The organism is Klebsiella sp. HMSC25G12, assembly GCF_001807705.1.
In the GTDB taxonomy this organism is placed as follows: domain Bacteria; phylum Pseudomonadota; class Gammaproteobacteria; order Enterobacterales; family Enterobacteriaceae; genus Klebsiella; species Klebsiella variicola.
Window position 1 is genome coordinate 1 of the sequence record NZ_KV789850.1, and the last position, 20,514, is coordinate 20,514.

The window sequence follows — 20,514 nt, forward strand, 5'->3', positions numbered from 1 at the left end:
GGGAGGTGCTCTCCCAGCTGAGCTAATCACCCACTTCTCAATTTTCTGTTCTACACGGCGGAGACTACGTTAAGTAGTGGTGGGTGATGACGGGATCGAACCGCCGACCCCCTCCTTGTAAGGGAGGTGCTCTCCCAGCTGAGCTAATCACCCACTTCGGTACTTCACATTTTGACAGAAAATCCAGCTGGCGAGAAAGTGGTGGGTGATGACGGGATCGAACCGCCGACCCCCTCCTTGTAAGGGAGGTGCTCTCCCAGCTGAGCTAATCACCCCCGCTGTGTGGAGTCGCATTATAGGGAGAGTTGAAAATGAGTCAACGCCTTTTCTAAAGAATTCGTTCGTTCGTCGTAAAATTAAACAAAGCGATCGTAAAACCGGCGGCGTAGCATGATTTATAAACAAAAATGGCAAACCGTGACGTTCCGACGGGATCAACATTGAGGAATCAGCCCACGGTGTTAGAATATTAACCCATAATTTCCACCGGACATTGCCGGCTATCGGCATCTTTATTAAACGTAAGGCCAATTCATGAAAATCAAAACTCGCTTCGCGCCAAGCCCAACAGGCTATCTGCACGTTGGCGGTGCGCGTACTGCTCTCTATTCCTGGCTTTTTGCTCGTAACCACGGCGGTGAGTTTGTGCTGCGTATTGAAGACACCGATCTCGAACGCTCCACCCCGGAAGCAATTGAAGCCATCATGGATGGCATGAACTGGCTGAATCTGCAATGGGATGAGGGCCCTTATTACCAGACCAAACGTTTCGACCGTTATAACAACGTGATCGATGAGATGCTGGAAGCTGGCACCGCTTATAAATGTTATTGCTCGAAAGAGCGTCTGGAAGCGCTGCGCGAAGAGCAAATGGCGAACGGTGAGAAGCCGCGTTACGATGGCCGCTGCCGCCATAGCCACGAGCATCATGCCGACGATGAGCCGTGCGTGGTGCGTTTTGCCAACCCGCAGGAAGGGTCGGTGATCTTTGACGATCAGATCCGCGGACCTATCGAGTTCAGCAACCAGGAGCTGGACGATCTGATCATTCGTCGTACCGATGGTTCCCCGACCTATAACTTCTGCGTGGTGGTAGATGACTGGGATATGGCGATCACCCATGTGATCCGTGGTGAAGATCATATCAACAACACACCGCGCCAGATCAACATCCTCAAAGCGCTGAATGCGCCGGTGCCGGTTTACGCCCACGTGTCGATGATCAACGGCGATGACGGTAAAAAACTGTCCAAACGCCACGGTGCGGTGAGCGTGATGCAGTATCGTGACGATGGCTACCTGCCGGAAGCGCTGCTTAACTATCTGGTACGTCTGGGGTGGTCCCATGGCGATCAGGAGATCTTCACCCGCGAAGAGATGATCGAGTTCTTTTCGCTGGGGGCGGTCAGCAAATCCGCGAGTGCGTTCAACACCGACAAACTGCTGTGGCTGAACCATCACTACATCAATACGCTGCCGGCGGAATACGTGGCGACGCATCTGCAGTGGCACATCGAGCAGGAAAATATCGATACCCGTAATGGCCCACAGCTGGCCGAGCTGGTGAAACTGCTGGGCGAGCGTTGCAAAACGCTGAAAGAGATTGCTCAGAGCTGCCGCTACTTCTATGAAGAGTTCGCTGAGTTCGACGCCGATGCGGCGAAGAAACATCTGCGTCCGGTGGCGCGTCAGCCGCTGGAAGTGGTTCGCGACAAGCTGGCGGCGATCGGCGACTGGACAGCGGAGAACGTCCACCATGCAATTCAGGCAACCGCTGATGAGCTGGAAGTCGGCATGGGTAAAGTCGGCATGCCGCTGCGCGTGGCGGTTACCGGGGCAGGGCAGTCTCCTGCGCTTGACGTCACCGTCCACGCTATCGGTAAATCCCGTAGCGTTGAGCGTATCAACAAAGCGCTGGCTTTTATCGCTGAACGTGAAGGTCAGGCGTCCTGATTGGGACGTGGATGAAACAACGGCAGGTTACTCCTGCCGTTTTTTTTGTCTGTTACGCCGGGCTGGCGATGCCGAGGCGGGCAAGAAAGCCGCTAATCCCTTCCCGGGCCAGCAGATCGCGAAGCTGCAGCTGTTCGGCCGGAGTCATCAGTTGCAGGGTTTCCGTGATTTGCCGCCAGACCACGTCAGCCTCATTGACCAGATAAGTGCCGGGCGATTCCGCCAAATGATTGTCGGTAAACAGATGGCGCCTGGCAGGCGCATTGGTCAGAAATTCGAGCACCGGTTTGTCGATGACCACCAGTCGCGCGCGTCCTCCTTTGACGCCGGGTATCGCTTCCGTGCGCCATTTTTGCTCGCGAACCCAGCGATTGATCGTTTGTCTGGCCAGCCCCAGGCAGTCGGCGAGCTCTGCGGGTGTCATTTTATCTTTCAGTTTCATCATGCTTTACCGATCGCGGATCCCTAACCGAAGCAGTAACCCGGTGATCCCTTCGCGCAGCAACAGCGACATCAGCTGCTTCTGCTCGCTGGGAGTGAGCTCTTTGCTAAGGGTCAGCAGCAGCGATTCCAGATCGCTGTCGTGGGTAGAATAGGCGCCTGGTATCTCTGCCACGCGCTGAGCGCTGCGGATAAACTCCCTGACTTGCTCATTGACATGGACCAGCCGCGCTTTGCCACCCTGGACGCCAGGCCGCGGAGAGGTTTGCCAGCCTTCTTTCCGCACCCACTTATTGATAGTTTGCCGGCTGTAGCCGGTCAGGTGGGCGATTTCTTCAGGTGTCATTCGTTCCTTGAGCATACTATTTCCTGAGTAAATGTATGGGAATTAGCTGCACATGTTATAGCATCCTTTTACGTGAAAAAGTGACCTGTTTAACTTCTGGCTGCGATAAGGCTCGCAATGTCAGCAAGTTGCCTGCTTTTTCAGCGATTGAATTGCGAAGGATAATTTTGCCGTTGACACCTGAGCGAGGAATTCATATTATGCCGCCCGTCAACACGACACGCTTTACGTTACGGGGCTATAGCTCAGCTGGGAGAGCGCTTGCATGGCATGCAAGAGGTCAGCGGTTCGATCCCGCTTAGCTCCACCAAATTCTGCACCCAGCAGATTTGGTTCGTAAAGAGGTCCTGTGGGGCTATAGCTCAGCTGGGAGAGCGCTTGCATGGCATGCAAGAGGTCAGCGGTTCGATCCCGCTTAGCTCCACCAAAATTCAGAACCCTCGCCTCGGCGGGGGTTTTTGTTTTTAGCTGTTTTCATGTAAAGCACTTTCTGGTTAAGTCAGTTAATCTCCAGCTATTAAAATCGAAAGTAATTTCAGACTTTTTCCTGATAATTCACCTTGCCTGCCCTAAATAAGCAACATAACATTTCCCCCATTAAACGTAATGAGGTTGCCGGAGTTTTAATTAACAATAATGCTTGATAAAATTAACATTAATATCAAAAAAACTCTGTTGGCCTTTCTCGTCAGTTTAGTCGCTATTCCGCTGGCTCGTTTTATTTCGCCGCAAACGGTTATTGATGGCAATCTTATTTATATTGCCTGGCTACCAATCAGCGTGATGTTTTCTGTTATTTTTATCTTTGGCCGCTATGCGATCGCACCATTAATTCTCGCGTTTGCCATTACCAATAGCTTTCTCATTGAATTAACGCTGTCACAGGCGCTTATTCTGCTCTTTTGTCAGCTGTTTGCTGTGTTTGTCTCCTGCGCTGTTTTACGCCTGATGGTGGGCAAGCGCTGGCGGTGTGGCCCCACGGCGAAACATATGGGGGCGCGGATCTTCTGGGGCGGCTTCTTCGCGCCGGTGCTGTTGAAAATCACCATGTACCTTGCCGGGCAATATTTTGCGTTTCCATTATCTATTACCAGTTACTTTGGTAGTATGCCGTTGATTTATACCGTAATAGATATCCAAAGTTTAATCAGCGCGGCATTAATTTTTACGACGTTTCTTTATTATCCAATGCGGATGATTATCAGTCCGCACTATGCCCGACGTTTCTGGCGTCAGGAATGTTTACCATGGCTGGCACCCAAACATCGTTCTTTTACCCTATATTGGTTTATCTCGCTGGCGCTTTTATTAACTTTACTGTGTGCGCCGTATCAGTCTGAATTTATTGCCGGTTATTTAGTTCCGGTGATATTTATTGTCTACTTTATCGGGATTAGCCGGATTGGTCATGCGCTGCTGCGTATTTCATGGTCTGTCTCAGCCTTTTTGCTGGTGGTGTATAATAAAAACTTTCTCCAGGGCGTCCAAAGCGAGTATTCATTATCCTTTGTGCTGTCAGTCCTGATCTCCTTCACTATCTGTTTGTTTTATATGGCAGACACCTATGCCCGCAGCGATCGCAATAAACGCCGCTGGCGTAGCCAGGCGGAAGAGGATCCGCTGACGGGCTTACCTAATCTGCGCGCGCTGGTGAGCCATTTACAGAGCAGTCCTCTGCAGGCTATCTGCAGCTTGCGTATCGATAATCTCGATTTTCTTAGCCGACATTATGGGCTAATGATGGGCGTGGACTGTAAACGGCAAATCATCCGGGCGCTTCAGCCGCTGTTGGGGGCAACGGATAAAGTCTTCCAGGTTCCCGGCAGCGAATTGATCCTCGTGCTTGACGGGCCGGACCCTGCGGCGCGGCTAAACCATATGGTCGCCATCCTCAACCACAAAAAGTTCAGCTGGCATAATCAGCCGCTGGATCTTGAGTTTGGCGCGGCATGGAGCCGTGATGACGGTCAGGGTGAGACGCTGCACCAGATGCTGGGCCAGCTCAGCTGGCTTTCCGAACAGGCGGGCAGTGAACGCCGGGTACTGGCGTTGGATGAGGAGCAGGAGCTGGTGGTGGATCAAACCACCGAGCAGGTACGCCTCCTGATGCGCGTCAAGCAGGTTCTCAAAGAGCGGGCGCTGGTGCTCTATGCGCAACCGATTCAAAACGCGGAGGGGGAGGGCTATCATGAGATCCTCACGCGCATGCGCTGTGGTGACGGCGTCATTATGCCGGATCAGTTTATTCCGCTGATTGTGCAGTTTAACCTCAGCCAGCGTTTTGACATGCTGGTGCTGGAGACCCTGTTCAGTTCGCTCCATCAGCATCCCGGCCAGCGGTTCTCGGTCAATCTGCTGCCTTCAACCCTGATGCAAAAAGACAGCGCGGCGCAGATTATCGCGCTGTTTCAACGCTATCGCATTTCGCCAGATCTTATCACCATTGAGGTGACCGAAGAGCAGGCCTTCTCCAATGCCGACACCAGCCAGCAAAATCTCGACGCGCTGCGCGCGTTTGGCTGCGCCATCGCCATTGATGACTTTGGCACCGGTTATGCGAACTATGAACGACTGAAGCATCTGCAGGCCGATATCATTAAGATTGACGGCTGCTTCGTCCGCGACATTCTGACGGACCCGCTGGATGCCATTATGGTGAAATCGATTGTCGAAATGGCGCGGGCGAAACAGATGAGCGTGGTGGCGGAATATGTCGAAAGCGAACCGCAAAAAGCGCGCTTGCTGGAACTGGGCGTGAATTATCTCCAGGGTTACCTGGTCGGTAAGCCTCAGCCGTTGGGCGAATGACGGGTAAAAAAAAGCCGGGCATTGCCCGGCTCAGATGATAGGCGCCTGTTACAGAACCAGTGCCGCAATCGAAGCGGACAGCACGCTAACCAGCGTGGAGCCGTAGACCAGCTTCAGACCGAAGCGAGAAACCACGTTACCCTGTTCTTCGTTCAAGCCTTTGATCGCCCCGGCGATGATGCCGATAGATGAGAAGTTGGCGAAGGAGACCAGGAAGATAGAGATAATGCCTTCCGCACGCGGAGAGAGCGTCGAGGCGATTTTCTGCAGATCCATCATGGCGACGAATTCGTTGGAGACCAGCTTGGTGGCCATAATACTGCCCACCTGCAGCGCTTCGCTTGCCGGCACACCCATCACCCAGGCAACCGGGTAGAAGATATAGCCGAGGATCCCCTGGAAGGAGATGCTGTAGCCGAACCAGCCGGTCACGGTGGCGAACAGGGCGTTCAGGGCCGAGATCAGTGCGATGAAGCCGATCAGCATCGCCGCCACGATAATCGCGACTTTAAAGCCCGCCAGAATGTACTCGCCCAGCATTTCGAAGAAGCTCTGGCCTTCGTGCAGATTCGACATCTGCAGATTTTCTTCGCTCTCTTCCACGCGGTACGGGTTAATCAATGACAGAACGATAAAGGTGCTGAACATGTTGAGCACCAGCGCCGCGACGACATACTTCGGCTGCAGCATGGTCATGTACGCGCCTACGATCGACATCGACACGGTGGACATCGCCGTCGCCGCCATGGTGTACATGCGGTTGCGCGACATTTTGCCGAGAATATCTTTATAGGCGATAAAGTTTTCCGACTGACCGAGGATCAGCGAGCTCACGGCGTTGAAGGATTCCAGCTTGCCCATGCCGTTGATTTTCGACAGAACGGTACCGATGGCGCGGATGACAATCGGCAGGATACGAATATGCTGCAAAATACCGATCAACGCGGAAATGAAGACGATAGGGCACAGAACCTTAAGGAAGAAGAAGGCCAGACCTTTATCGTTCATGCTGCCGAACACGAAGTTTGTCCCTTCGTTGGCAAACCCGAGAAGCTTTTCAAACATCTCAGAGAAGCCTTTCACAAAACCCAGACCAATATCGGAGTTCAGGAAGAACCAGGCCAGCAGGACTTCGATGACAAGCAGTTGAACAACATAACGAATACGGATCTTTTTACGGTCGTGACTGACCAACAGGGCCAGTATAGCCACCACAACGATCGCGAGGACAAAATGCAAGACGCGGTCCATAGTTGCTCCAAATATGAGGCAGGTTAAATTTCCGTGCACATTCTATGCAACGGCTTTAAAGAAAACGAGATCAATTGCACACTATTGCAAGGAACTGTGACCAATGGCAAAAATAGTGATCAAACATCCACTTTTGTTATGTTACGTAAAGGTTTTAAAAGTTGCATTCTTGTACTACTCTTAGTACTGGGCACGCTCTCGTGTTCTAACGCCCGTTTTTCATTTCCGGCCAGCTATTGTTCCCGCCTATCACAGCAATCATTATCTCCATTTTAAATGAACTTGATAATCATTCGCATTTTGATAGCATGAAACATAGCAAAGGCTATATTTCCAGAGGCAGAAGATGACTAGCAGTCGCGTTGAGAATAGCAGTAGTCGCGCCGCGCGCAAGGTGAAGCTCGCCCTCATGGGGCCCGCTTTCGTCGCTGCCATTGGCTATATCGACCCCGGTAATTTCGCCACTAACATTCAGGCTGGCGCCAGCTTTGGCTATCAGCTGCTGTGGGTCGTGGTATGGGCCAACCTGATGGCGATGCTGATCCAGGTGCTCTCTGCCAAACTGGGCATTGCCACCGGCAAAAATCTGGCCGAGCAGATCCGTGACCATTACCCGCGCCCGGTGGTGTGGTTCTATTGGGTGCAGGCGGAAATCATTGCGATGGCCACCGACCTGGCTGAATTTATCGGCGCCGCGATTGGCTTTAAGCTGGTACTGGGCGTGTCGCTTCTGCAGGGGGCGGTGCTGACCGGGGTGGCGACCTTCCTGATCCTGATGCTGCAGCGGCGCGGGCAAAAGCCGCTGGAGAAGGTGATCGGCGGGCTGCTGTTGTTTGTCGCTGTGGCCTATGTCGTGGAGTTGATCTTTTCTCAGCCCGCGCTGGCCCCCCTGACAAAAGGGCTGGTGATCCCTACGCTGCCCAACGGCGAGGCGGTATTCTTAGCCGCCGGGGTACTGGGGGCGACCATTATGCCGCACGTTATCTACTTACATTCCTCGCTTACCCAGCATCTGCACGGCGGTACGCGGAAAGAACGCTATAACGCGACCCGCTGGGATGTGGCGATCGCCATGACCATTGCCGGGTTTGTCAACCTGGCGATGATGGCGACCGCCGCGGCGGCATTCCATTTCAACGGCCATACCGGCGTCGCCGATCTCGATCAGGCTTACAGAACGCTGGAGCCACTGCTGAGCCACGCGGCGGCGACCATCTTTGGTCTGAGCCTGGTCGCTGCAGGTTTATCATCGACGGTAGTGGGTACCCTGGCAGGGCAGGTCGTCATGCAGGGGTTTATCCGCTTTCATATTCCGCTGTGGTTTCGCCGGGCGGTCACCATGCTGCCGTCGTTTGTGGTGATCCTGCTGGGGCTGGATCCTACGCGTATCCTGGTGATGAGTCAGGTGCTGCTGAGCTTTGGTATTGCGCTTGCTCTGGTGCCGCTGCTGATATTTACCAGCAATGCGCAACTGATGGGCGACCTGGTGAATACCCGCTGGGTGAGAGTCACTGGCTGGGTGATTGTCGCCATTGTGGTGAGTCTGAACGGCTGGTTAATTGTGGGATCGCTGCTCGGCGTGGCGTAGTTCTTGACCCGCGCTGGTTAAAGCAAAGGGGAGCCAATGGGCTCCCCTTTTCGTCTGTTAGTGATGACCATGGCCATGGCCACGTCCGCCCGGGCCTCGTCCCCAGCCGCCGCGGTGGTCGTCGCGGTCGCTCCAGCCAGCACGATAGCCGCGCTCCCAGGCTTTATTTTTACCCTTGTCCCAGCCGCGGTGCCAGCCGTTGTCATGTCGATGCCAACGGTTATCACGCCATTCATAGTGACGACGCCAGTAATCACGGTCGCGCCAGCCGCCACCGTCCCAGTAGTTACCGTAATTGTCACGATCGCCTATTTGTAATTTTACCGATGGCAGCAGGGTGATTTCACCAGCGTTAGCGACTAGTGGCGCTGCGGCCAGCAGTACTGCTGCCAGAATCAGTGACCTGAACATACTCTTCTCCTTCACGATCGGGGCCGTAAGCGGCCTGTTAACCTGATATTACGGGCCGGTAAAGACCCGCCGCATCGGACGAACTCCGAAAGCGCAGAAAAGAGCACTTTTTGCTAAAGTAACATTTGCTTTACAGCGCAAGGATGGCGTCGATGGCCGCGCACTCTTCGGTGCTGAAATGGCGATTCTGCAGCATGCCGACGGCATCATCCAGCTGCGTGGTTTTGCTGGCGCCGATCAGCACGGAGGTCACTTTCTCCTCGCGCAGAACCCAGGCCAGCGCCATCTGCGACAGCTTCTGCCCGCGCTCTTCCGCTATCGTATTTAGCTGACGAATTTTTTCTAATCGCGCGGCGGTCAGTTGCTCCGGCTGCAGAAAACGACTGCTGCTGGCGGCGCGAGAGTCGGCCGGGATACCGTTCAGATAGCGATCGGTAAGCTGTCCGCCCGCCAGCGGTGAAAACGCTATACTTCCCACCCCTTCCGTCTGCAGAAAATCCAGCAGCCCCTCTTCCGCACTGCGTTCGAACATCGAATAGCGGGGCTGGTGAATGACGCAGGGCGTACCGAGGTCGTTAAGGATCTTCACCGCCTCCTGCGCCTGGGCCAGCGGATAGTTGGAGATCCCGACGTACAGCGCTTTACCCTGACGGACAAGATGATCGAGCGCACGCATTGTTTCCATCAGTGGGGTCTGCGGGTCCGGGCGGTGATGATAAAAAATATCGACATACTCCAGCCCCATGCGCTGCAGGCTCTGGTTAAGACTGGCCACCAGATATTTGCGTGAGCCCCAGTCGCCGTACGGGCCGTCCCACATGGTGTAGCCCGCTTTGGTGGAGATGATCAACTCATCGCGATAGGGCTGGAGCGCCTCTTTCAGAATGCGGCCAAAATTGCTCTCTGCTGAACCCGGCGGCGGCCCATAGTTGTTGGCGAGGTCGAAATGAGTTATGCCAAGGTCAAACGCGTGCAGGAGCATCTGCCGGCTGATCTCCACGCGCGTTTCGTCGCCAAAGTTGTGCCACAGGCCGAGAGAAATCGCCGGGAGCTGAAGGCCGCTGCGCCCGCAGCGACGATACTCCATCGTTTGATATCGCGTCGTGCTTGCCTGGTAAACCATTCTTCCTCCGCAGATAAAATAGGGTGTGTATACGTTTACACTAATCAATGTTCTGCATGGAGTACACTGCTTTTTGGGCGTAACTATTGCTTTACACCGGCTTTATCGTCCCCCTTCTGGACAGGCGGATCGCTTATTCAATACTCAAATTACACCTGCACCAAAATGAGGATAATGGACATGCAACCGACCTACACTATTGGGGATTATCTGCTGGATCGCCTCGTTGACTGCGGTATTGACCGCTTGTTCGGCGTACCAGGAGATTACAACTTACAGTTTCTCGATCGCGTCATCGCGCACAGCGCCCTGGGGTGGGTCGGCTGCGCCAACGAGCTGAATGCGGCCTATGCCGCTGACGGATATGCGCGCATCAAAGGGGCCGGTGCGCTGCTGACCACCTACGGCGTCGGCGAACTGAGCGCGCTGAACGGCATTGCGGGTAGCTATGCGGAACATATTCCGGTATTGCATATCGTCGGCGCGCCCTCTACCGGCGCTCAGCAGCGTGGCGAACTGCTGCACCATACCCTCGGCGATGGCGATTTTCGCCATTTCGCCCGCATGAGCGAGCAGATCACCTGCAGCCAGGCGCTGCTGACCGCCGGCAACGCCTGCCATGAGATCGACCGTGTCCTGCGCGATATGCTGACGCATCATCGGCCCGGCTATCTGATGCTGCCGGCCGATGTCGCCAGAGCGGCAGCGATTGCCCCAGCCCAGCGCTTACTGGTGGAGCCCGCTCCGGCGGATGAAAACCAGCTCGCCGGGTTCCGAGAACATGCCAGCCGCCTGCTGCGGGGCAGCCGACGCATTTCTCTGCTGGCGGATTTCCTGGCGCAACGCTATGGCCTGCAGAACACGCTCCGGGAGTGGGTGGCGAAAACCCCCATCGCCCATGCCACCATGCTAATGGGCAAGGGGTTGTTCGATGAGCAGCTGAGCGGGTTTGTCGGGACCTATAGCGGGATCGCCAGCGCCCCGCAGACCCGGGAGGCGATTGAAAACGCCGACACCATCATCTGCATTGGTACGCGCTTCACCGACACTATCACCGCGGGATTCACCCAGCATCTGGCGCGGGAGAAGACCATTGAGATCCAGCCCTTCGCCGTCAGGGTGGGCGACCACTGGTTCAGCGGCGTGCCGATGGATCAAGCTCTGGCTGCATTAATGACGCTTTCCGCCCCGCTGGCGGCGGAGTGGGCGGCGCCTCAGGTCGTGGCGCCGGAAGTGGAAGAGGAGGGCGAAGGCGAGTTAACCCAGAAGAATTTCTGGTCGACAGTGCAGGATGCGCTGCGCCCCGGCGATATTATCCTCGCCGATCAGGGGACGGCGGCATTTGGCATCGCGGCGCTTAAGCTCCCCTCTGAGGCATCGCTGATCGTCCAGCCGCTGTGGGGATCGATTGGTTTTACCCTCCCGGCCGCCTATGGCGCGCAAACCGCGGCGGCAGAGCGGCGGGTGGTGCTGATCGTCGGCGATGGCGCTGCCCAACTCACGATTCAGGAGATGGGCTCTATGCTTCGCGATAAGCAAAAACCGCTTATTCTGTTGCTGAATAACGAAGGGTATACCGTGGAGCGGGCGATTCATGGCCCTGAGCAGCGCTACAATGACATCGCCCTGTGGGACTGGCAGCGGCTGCCGGAAGCCTTTGCCCCGGACGTTGTTTCACGCTGCTGGCGGGTCACGCACACGGCTGAGCTACGGGAAGCGATGGCGGAAAGCATCACCTCCGATACCCTTACCCTGGTCGAAGTGATGCTACCGAAAATGGATATCCCCGATTTCCTGCGTGCGGTGACTCAGGCGCTGGAGGAACGAAACAGCCGCGTTTAGTCGCCAGTTCGTTTAGCAATCATCAACGGCCTCCCGGCCAGCAGCAGCCAGGCCGGGAGCATCACAATGCACAGCAGCGGCAGCAGCGTCGTATCCGGGACCACTACGGCGGCCATAAACAGGCTCAGCCAGCCGTCGCGGGTGACGACCAGCACCATGCCGAGAATGGCGCAGGAGACGGTGATCGCCGCTGGCACGGCATCCACGTGGGCATGCAGCATCAGCCCCAGCGCCACCCCAACGAAGACCGCCGGGAAAATTCTCCCGCCGCGAAAGCCGCTGGCGGAGGCGAGCACCAGCGCAGCCAGTTTGACCAGCGCGATGAGCAGAAAATCCGCGGCGGTTAGCGTCTGACTGAAAGCCAGTTGCTGCATCTCATCCAGCCCCTTAAACAGCGTTAAGGGTCCGCCAATGGTCCCGAGGATCCCCAGCAGCAACCCACCGATGCCCAGCGTCAGGATGGGATTTCTCAGGCGATGCATCAGGGCGTGCAGGCGCGGCAGACACCAGACGGCCACCATGCCGACGGCGATAGCAATCAGGGCGACGATCATGCCGCTGATGATATCGACGAAGTGCATCTGGCCATAATGGGGGATCGGCAGCGTGAAATGGGGATGGAAAAACAGCCCGGTCGTCAGCGCGCCCGCGGCGGCGGCAAGCAGCGGCGCAAAAAGACGATCCCACAGCGGCGACTCGTTGCTGCTGTTGAGGGTTTGCGAAAAAATCAGCGCGGCGGCCACCGGGGTGCCAAAGAGGGCGCCGATGGTGCCTGAGGCCGCGAGGATGGTCCAGTCCAGCGAGCTGACGCGCGGAAACAGCCGTGAACCGACGGCGACGGCCAGCGCAATATTCACCACCATAATCGGATGCTCCGGGCCGAGACTGACGCCGCCGGCAAGGCCGAGGATCAGCGCGGCCAGCAGTCCGGGCAGCGCGCCGGTAGCAATGGGGGCGCCAATGAGCGATTCGGTCGCCGGATCCGGCCCGGCGTGTCCCGGGCTGTAGCGGACTATCAGGCCCACGGCGATCCCTGTCGCCGTGAGCATGGCGATAATCCATAGCGGGCTGTCAGCGCTGATCCCCAACTGGGTGGGCAGGTTGCTCCACAGCACGCGCTGTAGCAGCGCGGCAACCTTCATCGCGCCGATCAGGATCAGACTGCAGGCGATACCTATCAGGATGGCCGGCACCGACAGGATCAGCATTGTTCTGGCGCGAGGATGGAGCATGAAAATGTCCTTGTTAAAGTTCTGAAGCACTACTTTGCCTTCGTCGGCTGGGGCCGTCGATGCAAATGGTGCTGAAACGATAAAGTTAAGGCGGCGTCTGATTCCCGCGGCGTCGTTTACAGACTACCTTGCATAGATTACAAACTAAATGTGACCTATGTCGCTAAACAAGGGGCGTCTACGCGTTGGACGTTGTTGTTAAGCCGCCATGAATTTACAGTGTGCCAAAAGAATTATTTTGACTTTAGCGGAGCCGTAACGGAATGACAAAATTTGCTTTAGTAGGAGATGTCGGGGGGACCAACGCCCGCCTGGCGCTATGTGATCTGGCGAGCGGAGAGATCTCTCGTGCTAAGACCTATTCCGGGCTCGATTATCCCAGTCTGGAGGCGGTGGTGCGCGTCTATCTGGAGGAGCACCAGGTGACCGTCAACGAAGGCTGTATCGCCATTGCCTGCCCGATCACCGGCGACTGGGTAGCGATGACCAACCATACCTGGGCCTTCTCCATCGCTGAAATGAAGCGCAACCTTGGCTTTGCCCATCTGGAGATAATTAACGATTTTACCGCCGTTTCCATGGCCATCCCGATGCTGAAAGCCGAGCACCTCATTCAGTTTGGCGGCAGCGCTCCGGTGGCGGGCAAACCGATCGCCGTTTATGGCGCCGGAACCGGGCTTGGCGTGGCGCATCTGGTGCACGTTGACAAGCGCTGGGTCAGCCTGCCGGGCGAAGGCGGTCATGTCGATTTTGCGCCGAACAGCGAAGAAGAGGGGATTATTCTGGAAGAGCTGCGCGCCGAGCTGGGGCATGTTTCCGCAGAACGCGTGCTCTCGGGTCCCGGACTGGTCAATTTGTACCGCGCGATTGTGAAATCTGATGGCCGCCTGCCGGAAAACCTGCAGCCGCGCGAGGTCACCGAGCGAGCGCTGGCGGACAGTTGTACCGACTGTCGCCGGGCGCTGTCACTGTTCTGCGTCATTATGGGCCGCTTCGGCGGAAACCTGGCGCTGACTCTCGGGACCTTTGGCGGCGTGTATATCGCCGGGGGCATCGTGCCGCGCTTCCTGGAGTTCTTTAAAGCCTCCGGCTTCCGCGGCGGTTTTGAAGACAAAGGCCGTTTCAAAGCTTATGTTCAGGATATTCCGGTTTACCTGATCGTGCATGAAAACCCGGGCCTGCTGGGCTCCGGCGCGCATCTGCGTCAGACGCTGGGCCAGGTGTTATAAGCGCATCCCTCCCGGGCTACCGTCGTAGCCCGGATGGCGGGACTTCCCGCCTCTACAGATTCATCAGCTGGCGAAACTCTTTCACTTTACTGCGGCTCACCGGCACCTGAAATTCAAGGTCGCGCAGGCGCAGCACATAGGTATTGTTAAACCACGGCTCAATTTCGCGGATCTTGCTGAGATTCACGCAGTACGAGCGGTGGCAGCGAAAGAAATGTGCGGTGGGCAGTTTGCTGCAGAATTCGGTGATGTTCATCGGCATGACGAATGACTCCCGGCGGGTATAGACGAACGTCATCTTTTCATGCGCCTCGGCATAATAAATATCATGGATGCTGGTGACGATTATTCGTTCATCTTTTATCAGATTGATGGTGTCGTTTTCTCGTGGCGCCGCGTTGGTCGCTCCCGCAGCGACGTTATTTTGCTGCTGCCAGGCGGCGGTTAGCTTTTGTAGCATATTGATGATGCGTGACTCCTGGTAGGGCTTCAGGATGTAGTCAAACGCCTCCAGCTCAAAGGCTTCCACGGCGTGCTCTTTCCACGCGGTGATAAAGACGATAAAAGGCTTATGGGCAAACTGGCTGATGTTTTGCGCCAGCAAAACCCCGTCCAGCGACGGAATATTGATATCGAGAAAAATGGCATCGACCTTGTTGTGCTGGAGAAATTTCAGCACGTCCAGGCCATCGTCAAAGCTGCCGACGATCTCCATCTGGCTGTGGGTATTGATAAGCCAGGAGAGCTCCTGCTGAGCCAGAAACTCATCTTCCACAATAATAACTTTCATCTTTTCTCCGCTCATGACAACAGAGACTCCGTCAGCGCCTGCGGCGTGTGGTGATTGGGGACATAAAAGGCGATTTCTGTTCCTGGCGTCAGGGTGCGGATATGCAACCCCTCGCCGTAGAGGAGCTTCACCCGGTGATGAACGTTAAGCAGGCCGATTTTATTTCCCGGCATTTCGTCGGCTTCCACGCGAGCGACCACGGCGGGATCGATGCCGTTGCCAGTGTCGCGAACGCTGATGCGAACCCGATTGCCGCACTCGTTAATGCCGATCGTCACCACCCCCTTGCCTTTACAGGGCTGGATACCATGAACGATGGCATTTTCCACCAGCGGCTGGATAAGCAGGCTCGGGATCACGCAGCTGACGTCGTCGTCAATATCATAGATGACCGTCAGCTTGTCGCCGAATCGCGCCTGTTCAATGGCGATATAATCTTTGATCTGATACAGCTCTCGTTTGATATCAATCTGCTCATCGTCTTTTAATTCGATGTTATAGCGCAGGTAGCGCGACAGATTAAAAATGAGCTGGCGCGCGGTGTCCGGATTAAGGCGAATCGAGGAGGAGATCGCGTTCAGCGCATTAAATAAAAAATGCGGGTTAATTTTGCTTTGCAGGGCGCGCAGCTCCGCTTTATTGGCCATCTCGCGCAGCTGTTCGGCGCGGGAGACTTCCAGCTGGGTGGAGATTATTTGCGACAGGCCAATCGCCATCTCCTGTAGCGTCGAAGTGATGCGATGGGCGTGGCAGTAATAAATTTTTAGCGTGCCGGTCACCACCCCTTTTTCCCACAGCGGGATCACCATCAAGGAGTGGATCTCCGGCGTGCGGTGGGCTTCATCATTGTTTTTTATAATGATTTTCCCATAACGAATCGCCTGCCGGGTGGTAGGGCTGATGACATCGTCGTGGTGTTGATAGTTGGCCTCCCCCACGCCCACGTAGGCCAGCACATGCTCGGTATTGGTGATCGCCACCGCGTCGGCGGTAATGTCGCGGCGGATAATCTCGCATACCTGGCGCAGAGAATCGCTGTTAACGTGACGAAACAGCGGCAGGGTTTTGTTAGCGATATCGAGCGCCAGTTTTGCCTGCCGCGCCGCGCTGGCCTCCTTTTCCCCTTCCACGCTCTGCACCAGCAGCACGATAAAACCGATGCAGACGCTGCCGAGGATCATCGGGATACCAATTTTAGAGACGATATCCAGGCCGAGGCTCAGGGAAGGCGCCCAGACCACCACCAGAATCATGGTCAGGGTCTCACACACCATGCCGGCCAGAATGCCGATTTTCCACCGTTGATCGCGGGCCACTTTACGGTTAATCAATCCTGACAGCAGGCCTGCGACAATGCTGGTGATAAAGCAGGGCACGGCGGTGACGCCATCGATATCAATCAGGTAGCGGTGTACGCCGGCAATCACCCCGACAATTGCCCCTACCCACGGACCAAACAGGATCCCGCCGGACATGACGGCGATAATGCGCACATTCACCAGCGAACCTTCCACCGGGACGCCGGACCAGGTGCTGAACAGGGCAAACAGCGAGAAAATGGCCGTCACGGCCAGCAGCTCTTTCGGCGTATGGGCCGACTTATGCAACAGTTCGCGGAACAGGCGCAGGCGAATGAGGAAAAACAGGCAAATAAGCATCAGGGCCGCACGATCATAGACCGCCAGCATCATCGTGAAAATTTCGTGCATGGGTGTGCCGCGTCAGTGGCCAGAAAAGAACATGATAAAAAACCTGACGGCAGAAGACCAGCCGCAGAAATATAATGAGGAAAGGCATACTTTTTAAAGGGGATTGGTGGGGGGCCACCGCGAGAGCGGCAGCCCTGGCTTTTAACGATAAAATTCTGTGTTAAGAAAGATATCAATATGTTACCACTCTTTATACAACTCTGGACTATTCCGGCGATGAACTGCCGTATTTAGCGCCGTCGATACCCGTTTTATATGCCAGGGAATATTTTTTACCGGCCCTCTCGACAACATGTTTTTTTTCAGGTTATTTTCTAAACGAGCCGCAACAGCGGCAGCGTCGCTCGGACGGTCCGGGCGCTAACGTTAATCAGAGGAACCTATGGCTGAATCCAGTCCTGAACGCCGTTTTACGCGTATCGATCGTCTCCCCCCGTACGTTTTTAATATTACTGCTGAACTGAAAATGGCTGCGCGCCGGCGCGGCGAGGATATTATTGATTTCAGTATGGGCAATCCCGATGGCGCGACGCCGCCGCATATCGTGGAAAAACTTTGCACCGTTGCCCAACGGCCTGACACCCATGGTTACTCTACCTCGCGGGGGATCCCGCGCCTGCGTCGCGCCATTTCACGCTGGTATGAAGAACGCTATAACGTTGACATCGATCCGGAATCGGAAGCGATCGTCACCATTGGTTCGAAAGAGGGGCTGGCGCACCTGATGCTGGCGACTCTGGATCATGGCGACACGGTGCTGGTGCCAAACCCCAGCTATCCGATTCACATCTATGGCGCGGTGATTGCCGGGGCGCAGGTGCGCTCGGTGCCGCTGGTGGAAGGTGTGGATTTCTTTAACGAGCTGGAACGCGCCATCCGCGAGAGTTACCCGAAGCCGAAGATGATGATCCTTGGTTTTCCCTCGAATCCAACGGCGCAGTGTGTGGAGCTGGACTTTTTTGAAAAGGTCGTCGCCCTGGCGAAGCAGTATGACATCCTGGTCGTCCACGATCTGGCCTATGCCGATATCGTGTATGACGGCTGGAAAGCGCCCTCCATCATGCAGGTGCCCGGCGCGCGTGATGTCGCCGTCGAGTTCTTTACCCTGTCGAAAAGCTATAACATGGCCGGCTGGCGCATTGGCTTTATGGTCGGCAACAAGACCCTGGTGAATGCCCTCGCTCGCATCAAAAGCTATCACGACTATGGCACGTTTACGCCGCTGCAGGTGGCGGCGATCGCTGCCCTTGAGGGCGATCAGCAGTGCGTGCGTGAAATTGCCGAACAATATAAGCGCCGTCGCGATGTGCTGGTGAAAGGGCTCCACGAAGCCGGCTGGATGGTGGAATGTCCGAAAGCGTCCATGTACGTCTGGGCGAAAATACCGGAACCTTACGCTGCCATGGGCTCGCTGGAGTTTGCGAAAAAGTTGCTTAATGAAGCGAAGGTCTGCGTCTCGCCGGGGATAGGCTTTGGCGACTATGGCGATACTCACGTCCGCTTCGCGCTGATCGAAAACCGGGACCGTACGCGCCAGGCGATCCGCGGCATCAAGGCGATGTTCCGCGCCGATGGCTTGCTGCCCGCCGCGAGCTAGCGCTTCGGCGAATACGCCATAACAAAAACGGGAGCCAGTGGGCTCCCGTTTTTTTTGACACCGCTGCAGTCTAGATCATCAGGGCAAAAGTACCGGCCCAAACGATGACCATAAAAGAGAGGCCCATAAAGAAGTATTTCACGATTCATCACTCCACGCGCTTGTGCGACGTTCAAATGAATTAATTGTTCTGTTATTCCTGGGCTGTCGCAGGTGAAAAATCACGTTGCGGCAGCTCGCAATTCTGTGCGCTTTGTGCTCCAGATGGCGCTAATGTACGCCTAAAAAATGAGGGAAACAAGTGGCATTTTTTTATTAATTTTTAGTTACTTAGGAGTGTCGTGATTCGGCGACACATTAATTTCACCCGGTAATAAATTTCACGCCAGCGACGCTGTTAAAACGGATTTTGGCGATGGGCAAAATGGAGGACGGCCAGCGAGGGCGCACGCAATTTCTTTGCTACGCGCCGCCGCCGATTTAATGCTGGTCAGAGGCGCGCGGCCGCCACTCGGCCGGGTAGTGAGCCGGGATAAAGCGCAGTGTGAGCGCCATGAGTAGCAGGACGCAGAGCGCATGCCAGGACCAGTCAAGCGTGTAGTTCCCGCTCAGGCTGCGCAACAGGCCGGAAAGCCAGGGGGAGAGGCCTGCGATGATAAATCCGATACCCTGCATAAACGCCACCAGCCGGCCGGCTACCGCCGGTTGTCCGGCGTGATCCAGCGCCAGCACCAGGCACAGGGGAAAGGCGCCACCCAGACCCACTCCGCAGGCGATGGCCCACAGCGCTGGGACGTGCTGCGGCAGCCAGATGAAGCCGCAGAAGCCAATGAGCTGTAGCGTCAGCGCGAACAGCAGAAGCTGGCGTCGGTCATCCTGGCGAGCCAGCGCCGGGAGCAGCAGTGCCCCCGCGGTTTGCCCGACGGTCAGCAGCGCCAGCAGTGAGCCGCTGTACTGGGCGCTATCGCCAAGCTGGATATAGTAGGGCGGCAGCCAGGCGATCAGACTGGCGTAACCGGCATTGATCAGTCCGAAATAGAGTCCCAGCGTCCAGGCGCGGCGCTGGCCAATAATCGCGACCCGGGGGGAAGCGCTGGTCTGATGCGGTGCGCGAGGCAATTGCCGGCAAATCGCCAGCCAGCCGAGCAGGGCCAGCAGGGCAGGGAGCGCCCACCAGGCCAGCGCCTGGTGCCAGACCGTACTGCGTGACGCCAGCCATGGCGTGAACGCAGCGCCTAACCCGCCGCCGCCCATCAGCGCCGCCGACCATAGTCCCATCACCAGCGGCGTACGCCGGGCGAACAGACGCTTTATCACCGCCGGGATGGCGGCCTGGATAATGCCGATGCCAATTCCCCCCGCAAGGGCGCTGCTGAGCAGCAAACCGCTATGTGGGGCGCTTTCCCGCAGCAGGGCACCCGCCGCGATAATCAGCAGGCTCAGCGCAATGCTGCGGTTTTGACCAACAGTGCGATCGACCCAGCCGCCGGCCAGCGCCAGCACGCCCATCGCGATGACCGGCAGGGCGGTGAGGAGCGCGACCAGGGTATAGCTCATCCCGCTGGCGGCGCGGATATCCGGCAGCAAGGGACCTATCGAGGTGAGCAGCGGACGCATGTTTATCCCAATGAGTACCAGGACACACAGCGTCAGATTCTGTCGCAGCATGGGCGTCATGGTTGCTGTTCCGCCCAGCGCTGATAAAGTGCCGGCCCCTCCGGCTGCGGGCAGTGGTGGATTGGCAGCGTCTGCCGGGACAGCGGCTGCTGCAGCTGCTGATAAATCGCGGTGGTTGAGAGCTGAAAGGGTTCGCCATCCTGATTACTGTTGGCGAAAAATACTTCCCGCACGCCGGTTAAATAGAGTGCGCTCAGGCACATAGGACAAGGTTGCCCGCTGGCATAGATAACGCATTCGCGCAGCACCTCGCTTCCCAGTCTGGCGGCAAGCTCGCGAACGGCATTCAGTTCGGCATGCGCCGTTGGGTCACCGTTCAGATGAAAGGTATTGACGGCTTCGGCGACAATCTCATCATGCCGCACCAGAACGGCGCCGAAGGGGCGGCCACCGTCAGCAATATTTTGTTTTGCCAGCGCTAATGCGCGCTGGAGATAGCGATCGTCAGCGGACATAGTCACTCCTGCATAAGATGATGTTGATGGTGAAAAACGCAGAGGATGGTAGGTAGAGAGTA

17 protein-coding genes, 4 tRNA genes and 1 pseudogene are annotated in these 20,514 nt (G+C 56.3%); 8 read left to right on the plus strand and 14 right to left on the minus strand.

Annotation, left to right across the window (positions count from 1 at the left end):
• Nucleotides 1–77: 77 nt before the first annotated feature.
• Nucleotides 78–153: transfer RNA gene (locus HMPREF3096_RS07830), tRNA-Val, on the minus strand.
• 46 nt (nt 154–199) lie between these two features.
• A tRNA-Val gene (locus HMPREF3096_RS07835) sits at nt 200–275 on the minus strand.
• Nucleotides 276–534: 259 nt separating this feature from the next.
• Between HMPREF3096_RS07835 and gltX the strand changes: the two genes are divergently transcribed.
• The gene (gene gltX / locus HMPREF3096_RS07840) at nt 535–1,953 is read left to right on the plus strand and encodes a glutamate--tRNA ligase (RefSeq protein WP_008803881.1); all 1,419 of its coding nucleotides are present in this window, start codon (nt 535–537) and stop codon (nt 1,951–1,953) included.
• Between the two features lie 52 nt (nt 1,954–2,005).
• On the opposite strand, the gene HMPREF3096_RS07845 is transcribed toward gltX, so the two are convergent.
• Nucleotides 2,006–2,398 (minus strand): MerR family transcriptional regulator, encoded by a 393-nt coding sequence (locus HMPREF3096_RS07845; RefSeq protein WP_032730870.1) that lies wholly within the window; start codon nt 2,396–2,398, stop codon nt 2,006–2,008.
• A 3-nt stretch (nt 2,399–2,401) separates the two neighbouring features.
• Nucleotides 2,402–2,755: a YfeC-like transcriptional regulator gene (locus HMPREF3096_RS07850; RefSeq protein WP_032730869.1), complete on the minus strand. Its 354-nt coding sequence runs from the start codon at nt 2,753–2,755 to the stop codon at nt 2,402–2,404.
• 219 nt (nt 2,756–2,974) lie between these two features.
• Between HMPREF3096_RS07850 and HMPREF3096_RS07855 the strand changes: the two genes are divergently transcribed.
• From HMPREF3096_RS07855 to HMPREF3096_RS07865, 3 genes are all read left to right on the plus strand, one after another.
• A tRNA-Ala gene (locus HMPREF3096_RS07855) sits at nt 2,975–3,050 on the plus strand.
• 41 nt (nt 3,051–3,091) lie between these two features.
• Nucleotides 3,092–3,167, plus strand: a tRNA-Ala gene (locus HMPREF3096_RS07860).
• Nucleotides 3,168–3,376: 209 nt separating this feature from the next.
• Nucleotides 3,377–5,548, plus strand: coding sequence for an EAL domain-containing protein (locus HMPREF3096_RS07865; protein WP_012967481.1), 2,172 nt, complete (start codon nt 3,377–3,379; stop codon nt 5,546–5,548).
• A gap of 48 nt (nt 5,549–5,596) precedes the next feature.
• Here the strand turns inward: HMPREF3096_RS07865 and nupC are convergent, their stop codons facing one another.
• Nucleotides 5,597–6,799 (minus strand): nucleoside permease NupC, encoded by a 1,203-nt coding sequence (gene nupC, locus HMPREF3096_RS07870; protein ID WP_012540950.1) that lies wholly within the window; start codon nt 6,797–6,799, stop codon nt 5,597–5,599.
• 346 nt (nt 6,800–7,145) lie between these two features.
• Here nupC and HMPREF3096_RS07875 point away from each other — a divergent pair, with 346 nt between their 5' ends.
• Entirely contained in the window at nt 7,146–8,387 is a 1,242-nt protein-coding gene (locus HMPREF3096_RS07875) for an Nramp family divalent metal transporter (protein WP_012540951.1), read from the plus strand.
• A gap of 57 nt (nt 8,388–8,444) precedes the next feature.
• Here the strand turns inward: HMPREF3096_RS07875 and HMPREF3096_RS07880 are convergent, their stop codons facing one another.
• Together HMPREF3096_RS07880 and mgrA are read right to left on the minus strand one after the other, a co-directional pair.
• A complete protein-coding gene (locus tag HMPREF3096_RS07880) occupies nt 8,445–8,798 on the minus strand; it encodes a DUF2502 domain-containing protein (protein WP_008803887.1) in 354 nt (117 codons plus the stop codon).
• A 130-nt stretch (nt 8,799–8,928) separates the two neighbouring features.
• Complete coding sequence (mgrA, locus tag HMPREF3096_RS07885) at nt 8,929–9,921, minus strand: L-glyceraldehyde 3-phosphate reductase (RefSeq protein ID WP_032730868.1); 993 nt, start codon at nt 9,919–9,921, stop codon at nt 8,929–8,931.
• A gap of 180 nt (nt 9,922–10,101) precedes the next feature.
• Here mgrA and HMPREF3096_RS07890 point away from each other — a divergent pair, with 180 nt between their 5' ends.
• On the plus strand, nt 10,102–11,763 hold the full coding sequence (locus tag HMPREF3096_RS07890; protein ID WP_022066013.1) for an alpha-keto acid decarboxylase family protein: 1,662 nt from the start codon (nt 10,102–10,104) through the stop codon (nt 11,761–11,763).
• Here the strand turns inward: HMPREF3096_RS07890 and HMPREF3096_RS07895 are convergent.
• Nucleotides 11,760–12,995 (minus strand): ion channel protein, encoded by a 1,236-nt coding sequence (locus HMPREF3096_RS07895; RefSeq protein ID WP_032731035.1) that lies wholly within the window; start codon nt 12,993–12,995, stop codon nt 11,760–11,762. The genes HMPREF3096_RS07890 and HMPREF3096_RS07895 overlap by 4 nt on opposite strands.
• A gap of 263 nt (nt 12,996–13,258) precedes the next feature.
• Between HMPREF3096_RS07895 and glk the strand changes: the two genes are divergently transcribed.
• A complete protein-coding gene (glk, locus tag HMPREF3096_RS07900) occupies nt 13,259–14,224 on the plus strand; it encodes a glucokinase (RefSeq protein WP_012540954.1) in 966 nt (321 codons plus the stop codon).
• 52 nt (nt 14,225–14,276) lie between these two features.
• Here the strand turns inward: glk and HMPREF3096_RS07905 are convergent, their stop codons facing one another.
• From HMPREF3096_RS07905 to HMPREF3096_RS28945, 3 genes and pseudogenes are all read right to left on the minus strand, one after another.
• Nucleotides 14,277–15,014, minus strand: coding sequence for a LytR/AlgR family response regulator transcription factor (locus HMPREF3096_RS07905; protein ID WP_023323074.1), 738 nt, complete (start codon nt 15,012–15,014; stop codon nt 14,277–14,279).
• Between the two features lie 11 nt (nt 15,015–15,025).
• Nucleotides 15,026–16,723: a sensor histidine kinase gene (locus HMPREF3096_RS07910; RefSeq protein ID WP_008803893.1), complete on the minus strand. Its 1,698-nt coding sequence runs from the start codon at nt 16,721–16,723 to the stop codon at nt 15,026–15,028.
• 119 nt (nt 16,724–16,842) lie between these two features.
• Nucleotides 16,843–17,017 (minus strand): annotated as a pseudogene (locus HMPREF3096_RS28945) (phytanoyl-CoA dioxygenase); the annotation flags it as partial.
• Between the two features lie 88 nt (nt 17,018–17,105).
• Between HMPREF3096_RS28945 and alaC the strand changes: the two are divergent.
• Nucleotides 17,106–18,320 carry an alanine transaminase gene (gene alaC, locus HMPREF3096_RS07915; RefSeq protein WP_008803894.1) on the plus strand — a complete coding sequence of 405 codons (1,215 nt, stop codon included), beginning with the start codon at nt 17,106–17,108 and terminating at the stop codon, nt 18,318–18,320.
• A 70-nt stretch (nt 18,321–18,390) separates the two neighbouring features.
• Here the strand turns inward: alaC and ypdK are convergent, their stop codons facing one another.
• The 3 genes from ypdK to HMPREF3096_RS07925 all read right to left on the minus strand — a co-directional run bounded on the left by ypdK (nt 18,391) and on the right by HMPREF3096_RS07925 (nt 20,452).
• Nucleotides 18,391–18,462, minus strand: a complete 72-nt coding sequence (ypdK, locus tag HMPREF3096_RS30405) for a membrane protein YpdK (RefSeq protein WP_099119320.1) — start codon at nt 18,460–18,462, stop codon at nt 18,391–18,393.
• 338 nt (nt 18,463–18,800) lie between these two features.
• A complete protein-coding gene (locus HMPREF3096_RS07920) occupies nt 18,801–19,997 on the minus strand; it encodes a cyanate transporter (RefSeq protein WP_012540956.1) in 1,197 nt (398 codons plus the stop codon).
• Entirely contained in the window at nt 19,994–20,452 is a 459-nt protein-coding gene (locus tag HMPREF3096_RS07925; protein ID WP_008803896.1) for a nucleoside deaminase, read from the minus strand. The genes HMPREF3096_RS07920 and HMPREF3096_RS07925 overlap by 4 nt, the downstream gene beginning before the upstream one ends.
• Nucleotides 20,453–20,514 lie beyond the last annotated feature (62 nt).